This window comes from Streptomyces sp. NPDC048434, assembly GCF_043200375.1.
In the GTDB taxonomy this organism is placed as follows: domain Bacteria; phylum Actinomycetota; class Actinomycetes; order Streptomycetales; family Streptomycetaceae; genus Streptomyces.
In genome coordinates this window covers 88,577-103,931 of record NZ_JBICXQ010000011.1, presented here as the reverse complement: position 1 = coordinate 103,931, position 15,355 = coordinate 88,577, and the positions used below count along the sequence as shown (strand labels likewise).

Sequence of the window (15,355 nt, the reverse complement as noted above, 5' to 3'; positions counted from 1 at the left end):
TGTGTCGTACTGACCGGTTGTCCCATAACCATCGTACGTGGGTAAGGGTGGCCTTCCCTGGGGCGCTCGCATGCTGGACGGCAGCATGAGACACCGATCTGGTGTGTTTTGTCATGAAATCACCACCCCCCGTGCCCCCTCATTCATGACGCTCCGGACTCCTCCATTGGTTCTACGGCCAAAGTCCTGGACCCCGGTGGAAAACGCCTCGGGCCACCCATCTGACAGGTTGTCAGGTGGTTAGGAGCTGAGGTAGGTGAGCACCGCGAGCACCCTGCGGTGATCCCCGTCACTCTGCGACAGGCCCAGTTTCAGGAAGATGTTGCTGACGTGCTTCTCGACCGCGCCGTCGCTGACCACCAGCTGCCGGGCGATCGCGGAGTTCGTCCGGCCCTCGGCCATCAGCCCCAGCACCTCCCGCTCCCGGGGCGTCAGATGGGCCAGCACATCCTGCTTACGGCTGCGGCCCAGCAGCTGCGCCACCACCTCCGGGTCCAGCGCGGTCCCGCCCCCGGCGACCCGGACCACCGCGTCGACGAACTCCCGCACCTCGGCCACCCGGTCCTTGAGCAGATAGCCGATGCCCCGGCTCGACCCGGCCAGCAGTTCCGTCGCGTACTGCTCCTCGACGTACTGCGAGAGCACCAGCACCCCGAGGCCCGGGTGGTCCCGGCGCAGCCGGATGGCGGCCCGGACCCCTTCGTCGGTGTGCGTCGGCGGCATCCGTACGTCCGCCACCACCACATCCGGCAGCGCCCCCTCGTCCGCCAGCTCCCCGATCGTCTTGATCAGCGCCTCGGCGTCCCCCACACCCGCCACGACCTCGTGCCCCCGGTCGGTGAGCAGCCGTGTCAGGCCCTCACGGAGCAGCACCGAGTCCTCGGCGATGACCACCCGCACCTTGTCCTCCACGGCTCAGACTCCCCATGCCTCATCGCATCCCACCCCTGTCGGCCTCCAGCATCCCAGCATCCGGATGACCGCGAGGTGGATGAGGGGATCAGGGGCGAAGAAACCGGCGGGAGGCGGGCGGGGCGGCGGCCGGACGGGGCCGCGGGCCGAGTGGGTGCTCGTGGCGCATCTCCGGGTGCCGCACGGTCGAGGCGGGCCCGCCCGGTCGAGGCGGGCCGTGGCACCCAGGGAGGGCGGCCGGGGCCGGGCCCCCGTCCCGGCTCCGGCCGCTGACCGGACGCCGGTGGCCCGGTGGACCTCTGCGCCACGGTGGCCCGGTGGCCCGGTGGACCTATGCGCCAGGGTGGCCCTCCACGGCCCGGTGGCCCGGTGGCTCTCCACGGGCCGGTGGACCTCTGCATCGTGGCGGCCCGCTGGCTCGGTGGCCCTCTGCGCCATGGCGGCGCGGTGGCCTTCGCGCCATGGCGGCTCGGTGGGCACCCGGCGCCGTTGGCGGCTCGACGATCACCCCGCGGCCCGGCGGCTCGGCGGTCACCCCGCCCCCGGCTGCTTGGCGGTCAGCCGCGCTGCGGCCGCTGAGTGGTCACCCGGCAGGGCAGCTCCGCCGTCACCCCGCACGGCAGCTCCGTCGTCACCCGCGCCACGGCAGTTCTGCGGTGATGCGGGTCGGGCCGCCGGCGGGGGAGTCCACTATCAGCAGGCCGTCGACGGAATCCAGCCGCTCGGCGAGGCCGGCCAGGCCGGTGCCAGACCCGGTGTGCGCGCCGCCCCGGCCGTTGTCCGCGACCAGGACCATGATCCGGTCCGCGGCGTGCCAGACGTCCAGCGTCGCGCTGGTGGCCTGGGCATGTGCGGAGACGTTCTGCAGCAGCTCGGAGGCGGTGAAGTACGCGATGCCCTCGATCGCGGCGGCCGGCCGGTGATCCAGGTCCACGGTCACCGTCACCGGAACCGTGCACCGCGCGGACAGGGCCGACAGCGCCGGGCCGAGACCCCGGTCCGTGAGGATCGCCGGGTGGATCCCGCGGGCCAGATCGCGCAGCTCCTGGAGCGCGATCTTCACCTCGCCGTGCGCCTCGTCCACCATTTTCGCGGCGGCCTCCGGATCCTCCGCCAGCTTCTCCCTGGCCAGGCCCAGATCCATGGCGAGCGATACCAGCCGAGCCTGCGCGCCGTCGTGCAGATCACGCTCGATGCGCCGCAGATCGGCCGCCGCGGTGTCCACCGCCACCCCCCGGTCCGACTCCAGCTGGGAGACCCGGGTGGCGAGGGAGGAGGGTCCCAGCAGGCCATGGACCATGACCCGGTCCATCTGCGTCAGCCCGTGGATCACCCACGGTCCGGCCAGCACCAACAGCAGCCCGACCCCGCAGGTGACCGCGGTCTCCGCCGGGGTGTCGAGATAGGCGCCGTTGCCGCGGCCGTCACCCCACAGCTGGATGCCCGACCGGCCGACGTACGCGGGGAACGTCCACCGCCACAGCGGATAGGTCAGCAGCCCCCAGCCGAGCGTCCAGAACGTCACCGAGAAGATGAAGGAGAAGAGCGCCCACGGGAAGTGCAGCAGGGAATAGAGAAGGTGGCGCCAGGACGCCCCGCTCTTCAGTACGGCCCCGACCCACCCCATCAGGCTCGGCTTGGAGGGCCGGACGGGCTCCGGATCGTCGACGTCCAGCCTCAGCAGTGTGCGGGCCCGCGCACGCTCCAGGCCGCCCAGCGCACGGCCACCGGCCAGACCGCCCGCCAGCACCGGGATGCCGAGGAACGTGACCAGCAAGCCGGCGCCCAGCGAGATCACCACCGTCGCGTAGGTGAACATCACGATGGACAGAGGGAGGTTGAGGAGGAGGTACAGGAACTCCCGCCAGGTGCGCCCGGAGAACGGGGCGCGCAGCCCCTCGGGCACACGGGAGCCGCGGGGATGCGGTGCGTATGCGATTTCCATCGTCTCGTCGTCCGTTCTGCCGGATGCGGCCCTTGCCCTGTCGGAGCCGCTGCCCGAACTGCAGCCGCGCGGCTCTTTCCGCTACGACAAGGGTCCGCGGCCGGCGTCCCCCGCACCATGAGGAACTTCGCAGTCTTCGCCTGGGGTTTTCCCCACCCCCGGACCTGAGGCCGCCACCACCTTCCCTCGGCCGGGCGGCAAACGGCTCGGTCAGACGGCCCGTCAGCGCCCCTCTGCCCCGGCCTTCGACGCCGTCCTCGACGACGCCTCCGCCCCCGCCCCCGACGCCGTCCGCGCCCGCCACGGCAGCTCCGCCGTCACCCGCGTGGGCCCGCCCACCGGCGAATCCAGCACGAACAGCCCGTCCACCGACCCCAGTCGCTCGGCGAGCCCGGCCATCCCGCTGCCGCCGTCCAGCCGCGCCCCGCCCTTCCCGTCGTCCGTGACCTGGATCAGCAGCCGGCCGCCCGCCCATCGCCCACCACCGCCCTGGTCCGTGGGCCCTGCCGGCACCCGCCACACCTCGACGGACGCCTGCCGCGCCGCACTGTGCTTGGAGATGTTCTGCAGCAGCTCGGAGACCGTGAAATAGGCGATGCCCTCGATGGCGGGCGCGGGCCGCTCGTCCAGGTCCACGACCGTGGTGGCGGGTACCGTGCAGCGCCCGGCCAGCGAGGCCAGGGCGGGGCCCAGCCCCCGGTCGGTGAGGATCGCCGGATGGATGCCCCGGGCCAGATCCCGCAGCTCCTGCAGCGCCAGCTTCACCTCGCCGTGCGCCTCGTCGACCATCGCCGCCACGCTTGCGTCGGACTGGCCCTCCAGCAGTTTCTCCTTCGCCAGGCCGAGCCCCATGGCGAGCGCCACGAGCCGGGCCTGCGCGCCGTCGTGCAGGTCGCGTTCGATGCGCCGCAGATCGGCCGCCGCGGTGTCGGTGACCGTCACCCGGTCCGACTCCAGCTCGGCGATCCGCCGCTCCAGCTCGTCGGAGGGCGAGAGCAGGCCGCGCACCATCGCCCGGTCCACGTCCGTCAGCCAGCGCGCCAGCCACGGCAGCGCCGGCCACGCCACGAAGAGCGAGACCAGAGTGACCGTGAAGGTGAACGCGGCCCAGGGCAGCCGGATGAACGCGAACAACGCATGCCGCCAGGCGACCGGGTCCTTCAGACACGTCCACAGCCAGGGCAGGAATCCCTGCTCCCGGGCGCGCAGCGGACTCGGTTCCGGCACCCGCACCCCGAGCAGTGCCCGCGCTCGCGCCCGTTCCAGCTTCCCGTACTTCCGGCACGCCACCAGGCCGCTCGCCAGCAGCGGCAGCCCGATCACGGTGACGGCCAGCCCGATCCCGAGGGCCAGCCAGACCACCAGCACCACGAACCCGACGACGTCCAACGGGAAATTGGACAGCAGGTACGCGACCTCCCGCCACGTCGTGCCGCTGAGCGGCCCTCTGGGCGGCGGTGAGACACCGTCAAAGGCGTCATCAGCAGCATTGGCACCGGGCCGGGAACTCTCCGTCATGCGCCCAGCCTGCCCGGCCGCCGCTCCGCGTGCCATGGGGTGGCTGGGGTGATGGGGGTGGGGTTTTCCCCACCAGCCGCCGTCGGCCGTGCTGGACAGCGTGTCGGAGGGGGGCCGTATCGTGTCGCGCTAGGAAACGTGAGGGGGAGCGGGCGATGGCGCGGGATGACGACAGCCAGGTGCCGGATTCCGTTTCCGCGCGCAGCCGCAGGCCGCGGGATGCGTGGATGTCCGGGCGGCGGCGGACGCTGCGGGGTCCGGATGAGAATCTGGGGAAATTCTTCGGGAGCAGCTCCCCGGCGGCCGTGGTGTGTACCGGTCGTGCGGAGCGGTCGTTCCTCACGGGCAAGCGGGCCGACGGTTCGTGGCATCCCGGAGCAAGTCCAACTGGCAGCAACGCAGGGGCCGCGGCGGCATGGTGAGTGTGAGTTCGGGGATGGATTCGGGGGCCGCGGCGCGCACCTCGCTCAGCCGGGTGACCCTCGTGGGCGGACGGCGGCGGGTCGATCTCGTGCTCCCCTCGCAGGAGCCCCTAGGTGTGCTGCTGCCGGACATCCTGCGGCTGCTCGGCGACCGGCCGGATCAAGGGCCGTCGCCCCGGCGGCTGGTGACGGCGGACGGATCGGTGCTTTCGCCGGCCGACTCGCTCGCTTCGGCACGGGTGCCCGACGGTTCGGTGCTGCGGCTCGTCGGGGAACAGGAGACACCGGCGGCGCCGGCCGTGCCGGGCTCCATGGACGAGGTCCCCGACGATCTGGCAGTACGCAGTCGGCGCTGGGGCCGGCGGAGCCGGACGTGGACGGCCGGCGCGGCGAGCGTGCTGTTGGCGCTGGTCGCCGGGGCCGTGGCGGCGAGTGGGTACGGGGCGGGCCGGGCCGCGCTCTGGACCGGTGTCGCCGCGGTGCTCGCCGCGGTCTGTGGAGTCGCCGGCGGATGGCTCGGACGGCGCTCCCTGGGCACCGCACTGCTCGTAGGGGGCGGCGCGCTCGGCGTGCTCGCGTCCTGGCAGGCCGCCTCGACCGGCACGGCGCGGCTGGCTGCCGTGGGACTGACCGTCGCGGCCGCGCTCGCGCTGCTCGGGGTCTGCACGGAGCTGGGGCGCGGCGGACTCGTCGCCGCGGCGACGGTGGCGCTCGCGGTGGGAGCCTGGGAGGCCGGGCTGGCGCTGACCAGCCCGGCCCGTACGGGAGTCGCGCTCGGTGTGGTGTCGGTGCTGGTGCTGGGCCAGCTGCCCCGACTGGCGTTGACGGCGGCCGGGTTGACCCGGCTCGACGACCAGCGGTCCGGCGGCACCCCGGTGAGCCGGCACCAGGTCGTGACCGCCCTCGGCGCGACACATCGTGGTCTCGCGCCGGCCACTGTCGCCATGGCCGCCTCCGCGGGCGCGGCGGGAGTGCTCGCCGCGGGCCCGGGGGACGGCTGGTCGGTCGCCGCCGCGGTCCTTCTGTGCGTGGTGATGCTCTCGCGCGCACGTGCCTATCCCCTGACGGTCGAGGTCGTCGCCCTGCTGGCGGCCGGTGCGGCGGTGGGGGTGAATCCGGTGCTGCGGTGGGCGGCGGACGCGGACGATCCCTCGGGCGCGCTCGCTGTGCTGTGCGTACTGGCGGTGCTGCCGCTGGTGGTGCTCGCGGTGCGTGTGCCGGAGCACCTTCAGGTCCGGCTGCGCCGGCTGATGAACCTCGTCGAGTCGGTCAGCGTGGTGGCGCTGATCCCGGTCGCCCTCGGGGCGTTCGGGGTCTACAGCCGGCTGCTGCACACGTTCTGAACTGGAAAGGCGGCCACGGGACCATGTCAGCAGAGGGATCCAAGGGACCGAGCGGGCCGGGTGGACCTGTGCCGGGAGACCGGCAGCACGATCTGCCGCACGACCTCGGCGGGGCAGCGATGACACCAGGAACGTCCGCGGAAACGGGCGGCACGGCGAGCAGCTCTGCCACGCCCGCCCCCGGGAGCGCGCCGGCCACGCCCGCTCCCTCGGAGGCGACCGTATGGGACACCCCGCTGACGGTGCGGGCGGAGTCGACCGTTCCGGATGCCGCTGCCGCTGCCGTGCCCGTAGCGCCCGCACCGATGCCCGCGCCCTCCGCCATGCCGGGCACCGGCGGTGCGGTGTACCCGCCGCTGCCCTCCGCTCCGCCGCCGGCACCGGACGCCGCTGCCCTACGGGACGGCGTGCCGGCCGCCCATGCCGCACCCGGCTCCCTGGCCGCTCCCGGCCCCTTGCCCACTGCCGTTCCGCAGCCGCAGCCGCAGCCGCAGCCCGTACCGGAACCGGCCCCGCCGTCGGCCCCCTACACCGCACCGACGCCCCACACCACACCGCCGCCGTCCACCGCCGCGGTTCCTTCCGCCTCCGTGCACACGCCCACCCCCGTGCGCAGGTCCGGCCCCACTCCCGTCTCGGTACCGCTGATGCCGCCCGAGCTGGATGCTCTGCGGTCCAAGCCGCGGCACGGTGAGTCCGTCGCGCAGCGTGCGGGGCGGGCCGTCCGGCGGGCGATCGCGTCGTCGCCTGCCGCGGAGACCGCCGCCCTCACAGAGACCGCGTACGCCATCCAGCAGCCGGTGGCCACCGGCCGGCAGATCTCCGTGACGAGCATCCGGGGCGGTGCGGGCAAGTCCACCGTCGCCGCGCTGCTGGCCCTCACCTATGCCCACTACCGCGCCGATCCGGTGCTGGCGATCGAGGCCGATCCGGCGCTCGGCACACTGCCGCACCGGCTGGGTGCGCGGGAGGTGCGCTGGTCGGGCACCGACCTGGCGCAGATAGTGGATCCGTCGATGCTGATCACGGACCTGACGGGCTATCTGATTCCGTTCCCCGGAGGCGGCTGGCTGCTGCCCGGCAGCCAGGGCGCCATCGGGACGCGGCTGGACATCGACACCTACCGGGTGGTGATGACGTCCCTGCGCCGGTACTTCGCCACCACCGTCGTGGACTGCGAGACGCTGCCCGCCGAGGTCGCGCGTACCGCGCTGGTGACGACGCAGGCGCGGGTGCTGGTATCCCCGGCCACCCCGGAGGGGGTGACGGCCACCCGCTCGGTACTGGACTGGGTCGGTGGGCTCCACCCCGGCATGCTGCCGACGACGGTGGTGGTCCTCAGCCATGGGTCCCCCGATTCCGGACTGGAGCTGCGCAAGGCCACCGAGCATCTGAGCATCGGCGGCGCGACCGTGCTCCCGCTTCCGTACGACCGCCATCTCGCGGCGGGCGGGGCGATCCGCACGGAGCTGCTCGGCGAGCGGACGCTGCAGGCGGCGGCGCGGATCGCGGCCGAGGCGATGAACCGGGCCGTCTCCCGCGGACCGGGCCGGCAGCGTACGGACCGGAGCACACCGGCGAACCCCGGCAGCGACCGGCCAGGGCCGGGCGCCCACCCCTCCGCCCCGGACCCTTCCATGCCGTACGCGGCCCCCTACCCGTCAGGGCCAGCCCGTCCCACGCCCTACCAAGCCGCCTCGGCCCCGGGTGACCCCACGCCGTACGGAGCCCCTGCGTCGTACGGAGCCCCTGCCGCCTACGGAGCCCCCTCGTACGGAGCCCCTTCGTACGGAGCCCCTGCCGCCCCGGGTAACGCCGTGCCCCACGGACCTCCCGCCGCCCCTGGGAATCCCACGTCTGACGGTGGCCACTCCGCCCCCGTCCATCCGGCCCCCGTCCACCCCCACGGCGGGCCGCCCCGGTGACTGCGCGCACGGTCACCGGCCCGCCCGTAGAACCGCCCGTCCGTCCGCTTTTTGAGACACCTGCTGAGACAACCGGCCCCGCCGTCTACGCTGCCTGCCGCCCAGGTAGGGCGAAGTAGGGACAACCCCACCGTCCGCGACGATGCGGCTGCTCACCGCGGCCGGGGCAGGGCCTAGACTCCCGTCCGTACAGATCGTCGAAGTCGTTGAACAAGCGCAGTCAGGGAGCGAGGGGCGGACGTGCTGGACGCGACCGTACGGACCACCGTCGCCGCGGACTACTTCCAGGGCTACTCGGTCGTCGGAATCATCGGCGTGATCGGGGTGCTCTTCGTCGCCGTGGCCTTCGGTGCCGGGCGGCTGCTGCGGCCCGTTGTGCCGACGCCCGAGAAGCTGTTGACTTATGAGTGCGGCGTGGACCCCGTCGGCGAGGGCTGGGCGCACACCCAGGTCCGCTACTACGTGTACGCCTTCCTCTACGTCATCTTCGCCGTCGACTCGATCTTCCTGTTCCCTTGGGCAACGATCTTCGCCGCCCCTGGTTTCGGTGGTGTGACGCTGGTGGAGATGTTCATCTTCCTCGGCTTCCTCGCCATCGGCCTGCTCTACGCATGGAAGAAGGGCGTCCTGGAATGGACGTGACCCCCGCCTCCCCCAGCTCCGCAGGCGCGTCCGAGGGCGCTGCCCCGCAGTTCCTGCCGGAGCCGCAGCGCCTGGGCACCCTGGCCCGGCTCGCGCCCGAACCGATGAAGGTGGTCCTCAACTGGGGCCGCCGCTACAGCCTCTGGGTCTTCAACTTCGGCCTCGCCTGCTGCGCCATCGAGTTCATCGCCGCGTCCATGGCGCGGCACGACTTCATCCGGCTCGGCGTGATCCCGTTCGCGCCCGGCCCGCGCCAGGCCGACCTGATGGTCGTCTCCGGCACGGTCACCGACAAGATGGCGCCCGCGGTCAGGCGACTCTACGAGCAGATGCCGGAGCCGAAGTACGTCATCTCCTTCGGGGCCTGCTCCAACTGCGGCGGTCCCTACTGGGACTCGTACTCGGTCACCAAGGGCGTGGACCAGATCATTCCGGTGGATGTGTACGTACCGGGCTGCCCGCCGCGTCCGGAGGCGCTGCTGCAGGGCATCCTCAAGCTTCAGGAGAAGATCGCGCGCGAGTCGCTGGGGGAGCGGTACGCGAAGGGCGGAGCGCCCCGGCCGTCCGCGGCCGCGCTGCGCAGCGGGCTGGTCACGCCGCCCGCGCCGAAGCCGGCGGATGAGCCGCAGGGGCCGGGGGAGGAGCCCCGATGAGCGAGCAGCCGGAGCAGCCTCAGCAGCCGGAGCCGCAGGCGGAGACCCCCGAGCAGCCGGAACAGCCGGTCGCCGAGCCGGTCGTCGGCTGGCTGCCGCGGCCCGCGAGCGAGATCTTCGGTACGGGGGCGGCGGCCGAGCTGGCGTACGACGTGCTGACCGTCGACGTCCCCGTGGACGGCTGGCTCACGGCACTGACGGCGGCCCGCGACGACCTCGGCTGCAGCTACTTCGACTGGCTGAGCGCCGTCGACGAGCCCGGCACCGGCTTCCGGATCTGTGTACATCTCGCCGATGTGGCGCGGCCCGGCACCGTCCACCGGCTGATCGTGCGGACGACCGTGCCGCACGAAGCGGCCGTGCTGCCCACCGCCGTCGGTGTGTACCCGGGCGCGGGCTGGCACGAGCGGGAGACCCACGAGATGTTCGGTGTCGACTTCACCGGCCATCCGCACCTCGTACCGCTGCTGCTCCCGGACAACTTCGAAGGGCACCCGCTGCGCAAGGACTTCGTGCTGGCGGCGCGGGTCGCCAAGGCATGGCCGGGCGCCAAGGAGCCGGGGGAGGCTGCGGCGCACGGCGGGCCCAAGCGCCGCCAGATGCTGCCCCCGGGTGTCCCGGACCCGAACGAGTGGGGCCCGCTGAAGGGCCAGCTGCCGCCTGCGCCCGCGCGTCCGGCGCGGGGTGCGCGGGCGGCCGGCGGCGCACGCGCGGCCGGCGCTGCCGGTGCGGCCGCGGGCGAGCGTCCGGCCCGGCGTACGCGTTCGGCGAGCGAGGGTTCGGCCGGTCAGCGGCGGGCGGCGGGGGAGGGGACCGAGACCACGGCGGCCGAGGCACGTCCCGAGCGCCCGGCGCGCCGTACGCGTTCGGCGAGCGAGGGCTCGGCCGGCCAGCGGCGGGCGGCGGAGGCGGCTGCGACGGAGGAGACGGCTGGGGCGACCCCGACCGAGGGGACACCTGAGGCGACCTCGCCCCAGGAGGCCCCGTCGGCGGCGGTCCCGGCCAAGGAAGCCCCGGCGGGGGCCCCCTCGGAGGAGGCGGCCCCGCGTTCCTCGGACGCGCCCTGGCATCACGCCCGTCCGGCCTTCGACGAGCCGGAGAAGACGGCAGCGCCCGAGGAGCAGACGCCGGAGAAGACGGCAGCGCCCCAGGAGCAGAAGGCCGCACCGGACGAGCCGGCGGCACCGGACGAGCAGGCCGCAGCGCCCGGGAACAAGGCGGAGCCGGAGCCCACGCCCGCACCGGAGCCGAAGTCGGAAGCGGCTCCGAAGCCGGAAGCGGAGCCGAAGCCGCCGCAAACCGGCCCGGCACCGGAGCCGGAAGCCGGCCCGGAGTCCACCCCCGAGCCGGACCCCCGCCCCGCCCCCGAGCCGGACCCCCGCCCCGCTCCCGAGCCCCGACAGGACACCCCTCACGACCCGGCAGGAGGCGACACCCCATGAGCGAGGCTCTCGACACCGCGCTGCGCCTGCTCGCCGTCTTCGCCGTCTTTCTGGTCTTCCCCCTGGTCATCGGGCAGACCGAGCACAAGGTCATGGCCCATATGCAGGGCCGGCTCGGACCCATGTACGCGGGTGGGTTCCACGGCTGGGCGCAACTCGTCGCCGACGGTGTGAAGTTCGCGCAGAAGGAAGACATCGTTCCGGCGGGCGCCGACCGGCGGATCTTCCAACTCGCGCCCGCCGTCGCCCTGTTGCCGTACCTCCTGGTCCTGGTCGCCATCCCGGTCGGCCCGCACAACGCCGTGGGACAGGCCCTGGACGCGGGAATCTTCTTCGTCCTCGCCGTCATGGGCGTCGGCGTGCTCGGCTCGCTGATGGCGGGCTGGGCCTCGGCGAACAAGTTCTCGCTGCTCGGTGGTCTGCGGACGGCCGCGCAGCTGCTCGCGTACGAGCTGCCGATGCTGCTCGCCGCGGCCTCCGTCGCGATGGCGGCGGGCACGCTCTCCCTGCCCGGCATCGTCGAGGCCTTCCACTGGTGGTGGGTGCCGTGGCAGATCGTCGGCGGAGTGGTCTTCTTCACCGCGGGGCTCGCCGAGCTGCAGCGGCCGCCGTTCGACATGCCGGTCGCCGACTCGGAGATCATCTTCGGTGCGTACACCGAGTACACCGGACTGCGCTTCGCGCTCTTCCTGCTCGCCGAGTACGCCGGCATCGTCGTCCTCTGCGCGCTGACCTCCGTCCTCTTCCTCGGCGGCTGGCACGGCCCGTTCGGTGCCGACGGCCTGGGCTGGCTGTGGACGCTGCTGAAGACCGTGATCCTCGCCTTCGGCGTCATCTGGCTGCGGGTGACCTACCCGCGGCTGCGCGAGGACCAGCTGCAAAAGCTCGCCTGGACGGTCCTCATCCCGCTCTCGCTCGCCCAGATCGCCCTCACCGGCGTCATCAAGGTGGTGATCTCGTCATGAGCTTCCCCGGTTCCGGCCTCGCCAAGGGGCTGGCCGTCACCCTGCGGACGATGACGAAACGATCGGTCACCGCGCAGTACCCGGACGTCCAGCCCGACCTCCCGCCCCGTACCCGTGGCGTCATCGGGCTGTTCGAGGAGAACTGCACGGTCTGCATGCTGTGCGCCCGTGAGTGCCCGGACTGGTGCATCTACATCGACTCCCACAAGGAGACGGTGCCGCCGGCCGCCCCCGGGGGCCGGGAGCGCAGCCGCAATGTGCTGGACCGCTTCGCGATCGACTTCGCGCTGTGCATGTACTGCGGGATCTGCATCGAGGTCTGCCCCTTCGACGCGCTCTTCTGGTCACCGGAGTTCGAGTACGCCGAGACGGACATCCGCGATCTGACCCATGAGCGCGACAGGCTCCGCGAGTGGATGTGGACGGTGCCCGAACCGCCGGCGCTCGACCCGGCGGCCGAGGAGCCCAAGGAGCTCGCCGCCGCCCGTAAGGCGGCGGACAAGCTCGCCGCCCAGCAGCAGGCCGAAGCCGAGGCGGCCCAGGCCGTGGACCCGGCAGCGGACCAGAACCGACCGGACACCTCAGGGGAGGGAACGTGACGCTCGCCGCCACCGCAGCCGGCCATGGCTTCCTGTCGCCCTCCGGTGTCGAGATCGCCTTCGTCCTCGTCGGTATCGCCACCCTCGGCGCGGCCGTCATCACCGTCACCACCCGGCAGCTGGTGCACGCCGCCCTCTGGCTGGTCGTCGCCCTCGGCGGGATCGCCGTCGAATATCTCCTGCTGACGGCCGAGTTCATCGCCTGGGTGCAGGTGCTGATCTACGTCGGTTCCGTCGTCGTCCTCCTGCTCTTCGGGCTGATGCTCACCAAGGCGCCCATCGGCCGCTCCCCGGACGCCGATTCGGGCAACCGGTGGGCCGCGCTCACGGTGGCCCTCGCCTCGGCCGCGGCCCTGGTGTGGGTCGTCGTGGACGGCTTCCGCGCCACCTGGGTCAACCTCGACGGCGCCGCCCAGGGTTCCACCGAAGTCTCCGGGCGCAGCCTCTTCCAGTACTGGGTGCTGCCCTTCGAGGCGCTGTCCGTGCTGCTGCTGGCCGCGCTCGTCGGGGCGATCGTGCTGTCCCGCAAGACGGGGGGCGACGTGCCCGCGGCAGCGGCGGGCCTCAAGAACAGCGCCTCCCGTGCCCCCGCCCCGCGAGAGGAGCAGCGCTGATGCATCTCGCCTACCCGGCCGTCCTCGCCGTCCTGCTCTTCTGCACCGGGCTGTACGGCGTGCTCGCGCGCCGCAACGCGGTCCTGGTGCTGATGTCCGTCGAGCTGATGCTCAACGCCGTCAACCTCAACCTCGTCGCCTTCGACGTCTGGCTGCGCGACACCCTGCACACCGGCCAGGCGCTCACCCTCTTCACCATCGCCATCGCCGCCGCCGAGATCGGCATCGGCCTGGCGATCGTGCTGCTCGTCTACCGCAATCGCGGCAGCTCCGACATCGACCGGCTCCGCGACCTCGCCGAGAAGACGGGCGCCGCGGACGGGGACCCGCAGCCGGACACCACGGCGGAGGCCGCCGCGTGACCCTCACGACCACCGCCCTTCTCGTTCCCCTCCTGCCCTTCCTCGGGGCCGTCGCCGGTCTCCTCGTGGGACGCAGTGCGCCCGGCTTCGTCCGGCCGCTGGCCGTGCTGCCGACGCTGGCCGCGGCCGCGCTCACCGTGTCCGTCGCCATCGGACAGGACGGCGGCCCGGCCACCGACGTCGCCACCCGGCTCACCCCCACCGGCTCGATCCCCATCGACCTGTCCCTGCACATCGACGGCTTCGCCGCGCTGATCGCCGTCCTGGTCGGTGTCGTGGCGACCTGTGTGCAGATCTACTCCACCGGCTATCTGCGCGACGACCCGCGCTACCCCTCCTACGCCGCGCTGGTCTCGCTCTTCACGTCCGCGATGCTGCTGGTCGTCTACACCGGCGACCTGATGGTGCTGCTGGTCGGCTGGGAAGTCATGGGCATCTGCTCCTACTTCCTCGTCGGCCACTACTGGGAGACCGAGGCCGCCCGCGCCGCCTCCCTCAAGGCCTTCCTCGTCACCAAGCTCGGCGACGTCCCGTTCCTCTTCGGCATCTTCGCGCTGGCCGCCGACGCCGGAACGTTCCGCATCACCGGCATCCTCGGGTCCGTCACCGCCGGCGGCCTCGACCATCCGACGCTGATCGCGCTGCTGCTGCTCGCCGGTGTCGCGGGCAAGTCGGCGCAGTTCCCGCTGCACACCTGGCTCCCGGACGCGATGGCCGGCCCGACGCCCGTCTCGGCGCTGATCCACGCCGCGACGATGGTGGCGGCCGGTGTCTATCTCGTGGCCCGTCTCCTCCCCGTCTTCGCCGCCTCCGCGGCCGCGTTGGTCGTGCTCGCCGTCATGGCCGCGATCACCATGGTCGGCTCCGGGCTGGCCGCGCTGGCCCAGGACGACATCAAGCGCGTCCTGGCCTACTCGACGGTCGGTCAGCTCGGCTACATGCTCGGCGCACTGGCCGTCGGCGACCGCGGCGCCGCCGTCTTCCACCTCCTCTCACACGGCGCGTTCAAGGCCCTCCTGTTCCTCGGCGCCGGCGTGATCATTCACGCCGCGGGCACCAACTCGCTGGCCGCCATGTCCCGGATGAGCGGCCTGGCCCGGCGCATCCCGGACGCCTACTGGACCGTGACCGTCGCGCTGCTCGCCCTCGCCGCGATCCCGCCGTTCGCCGGCTTCTTCTCCAAGGAAGCCGTCCTGGGCGCCGCCGAACACGCCGCCCTCGGTGACGCGCAGGGCATCCCCGGCGCGGTCGGCTGGACCGTGCTGGTCTCCGGACTGCTCACCGCCCTCCTCACCGCGGCCTACGCCACCCGCCTGTGGCTGCTGGCCTTCAAGGGCAAGGGCGCCGAAGCCCCCGACCACGGCCCGCAGCCGGTCGCCATGAACGCCGTCCTGTGGGTGCTCTTCGTCCCGACCGTCGCGCTCGGCCTCGGCGCCCCCTTCCTGCCCGGCTGGTTCGACGGGCGTTCGCTCGCGCCGACCCTGACCACCTCCGTCCTGGGCACCGGTATCGCCCTCGTCGGCGGCCTGGTCACCTATGCGGCCTGGCGGCACACCACCGCGCTCGCCGCCCGTATCCCCCTCGGCGCGGTCGTCGCCGCTCCGGACGCCGGCCCCGCGATCGCCGAGGAAGTGGCCATCGACACCCACGCCCCGGTCTACGGCGACAACGCCGGCGCCCCGGACCCGGCCGACCCCGGCCGCCTCCTGCTGGGCCCGCTGCACCGCCATGCGGCGGTCGGCTTCCACCTCGACGCCGTCTACTCCGTCCTCTTCGTCCGGCCCGTACGCGCCGCCGCCTCGCTCGTGCGCTTCCTCGACCGCGAGGTCGTCGACACCTACGTCCGCGGCGCGGGCGCCGCCCCCCGCCTGCTGGGCGCCGCGGTCCGCCGCGCCCAGACCGGGAATGTGCAGACCTACCTCGCTGCGCTGCTCGCGGGCTCGCTCGTCCTGGCCGTCGCCGCCGTCCTCGTCGCTACGGGCACGGGAGCCTGACCGATGCCGCAATCCGCTG

Annotated in this window: 13 protein-coding genes; 10 read left to right on the top strand and 3 right to left on the bottom strand. The window is 73.1% G+C overall.

What is annotated here, in order from left to right; all coding sequences use genetic code 11:
- Positions 1–240: 240 nt before the first annotated feature.
- The 3 genes from ACGFWI_RS15300 to ACGFWI_RS15290 form a co-directional block, all read right to left on the bottom strand.
- Positions 241–900, bottom strand: a complete 660-nt coding sequence (locus ACGFWI_RS15300; RefSeq protein WP_393906526.1) for a LuxR C-terminal-related transcriptional regulator — start codon at positions 898–900, stop codon at positions 241–243.
- Between the two features lie 643 nt (positions 901–1,543).
- Positions 1,544–2,857: a sensor histidine kinase gene (locus ACGFWI_RS15295; protein ID WP_393906416.1), complete on the bottom strand. Its 1,314-nt coding sequence runs from the start codon at positions 2,855–2,857 to the stop codon at positions 1,544–1,546.
- A gap of 222 nt (positions 2,858–3,079) precedes the next feature.
- On the bottom strand, positions 3,080–4,375 hold the full coding sequence (locus tag ACGFWI_RS15290) for a sensor histidine kinase (RefSeq protein ID WP_393906415.1): 1,296 nt from the start codon (positions 4,373–4,375) through the stop codon (positions 3,080–3,082).
- 364 nt (positions 4,376–4,739) lie between these two features.
- Here ACGFWI_RS15290 and eccD point away from each other — a divergent pair, with 364 nt between their 5' ends.
- The 10 genes from eccD (at position 4,740) to ACGFWI_RS15240 (ending at position 15,336) form a co-directional block, all read left to right on the top strand.
- Complete coding sequence (gene eccD, locus ACGFWI_RS15285; RefSeq protein ID WP_393906414.1) at positions 4,740–6,140, top strand: type VII secretion integral membrane protein EccD; 1,401 nt, start codon at positions 4,740–4,742, stop codon at positions 6,138–6,140.
- A gap of 68 nt (positions 6,141–6,208) precedes the next feature.
- Positions 6,209–8,065: a hypothetical protein gene (locus ACGFWI_RS15280; protein WP_393906413.1), complete on the top strand. Its 1,857-nt coding sequence runs from the start codon at positions 6,209–6,211 to the stop codon at positions 8,063–8,065.
- Positions 8,066–8,305: 240 nt separating this feature from the next.
- Positions 8,306–8,707, top strand: coding sequence for an NADH-quinone oxidoreductase subunit A (locus ACGFWI_RS15275; protein ID WP_393906412.1), 402 nt, complete (start codon positions 8,306–8,308; stop codon positions 8,705–8,707).
- Positions 8,698–9,360, top strand: a complete 663-nt coding sequence (locus ACGFWI_RS15270) for an NADH-quinone oxidoreductase subunit B (RefSeq protein ID WP_393906411.1) — start codon at positions 8,698–8,700, stop codon at positions 9,358–9,360. Before ACGFWI_RS15275 ends, ACGFWI_RS15270 begins: the two co-directional genes overlap by 10 nt.
- Positions 9,357–10,802, top strand: coding sequence for an NADH-quinone oxidoreductase subunit C (locus tag ACGFWI_RS15265; protein WP_393906410.1), 1,446 nt, complete (start codon positions 9,357–9,359; stop codon positions 10,800–10,802). The genes ACGFWI_RS15270 and ACGFWI_RS15265 overlap by 4 nt, the downstream gene beginning before the upstream one ends.
- Positions 10,799–11,767: an NADH-quinone oxidoreductase subunit H gene (locus ACGFWI_RS15260; protein WP_393906409.1), complete on the top strand. Its 969-nt coding sequence runs from the start codon at positions 10,799–10,801 to the stop codon at positions 11,765–11,767. Before ACGFWI_RS15265 ends, ACGFWI_RS15260 begins: the two co-directional genes overlap by 4 nt.
- Positions 11,764–12,366: a NuoI/complex I 23 kDa subunit family protein gene (locus tag ACGFWI_RS15255; RefSeq protein WP_393906408.1), complete on the top strand. Its 603-nt coding sequence runs from the start codon at positions 11,764–11,766 to the stop codon at positions 12,364–12,366. Before ACGFWI_RS15260 ends, ACGFWI_RS15255 begins: the two co-directional genes overlap by 4 nt.
- Positions 12,363–12,980, top strand: a complete 618-nt coding sequence (locus ACGFWI_RS15250) for an NADH-quinone oxidoreductase subunit J (RefSeq protein ID WP_393906407.1) — start codon at positions 12,363–12,365, stop codon at positions 12,978–12,980. The genes ACGFWI_RS15255 and ACGFWI_RS15250 overlap by 4 nt, the downstream gene beginning before the upstream one ends.
- Positions 12,980–13,342, top strand: a complete 363-nt coding sequence (gene nuoK, locus ACGFWI_RS15245) for an NADH-quinone oxidoreductase subunit NuoK (protein ID WP_393906406.1) — start codon at positions 12,980–12,982, stop codon at positions 13,340–13,342. The genes ACGFWI_RS15250 and nuoK overlap by 1 nt, the downstream gene beginning before the upstream one ends.
- Complete coding sequence (locus ACGFWI_RS15240; RefSeq protein ID WP_393906405.1) at positions 13,339–15,336, top strand: NADH-quinone oxidoreductase subunit L; 1,998 nt, start codon at positions 13,339–13,341, stop codon at positions 15,334–15,336. Before nuoK ends, ACGFWI_RS15240 begins: the two co-directional genes overlap by 4 nt.
- Positions 15,337–15,355 lie beyond the last annotated feature (19 nt).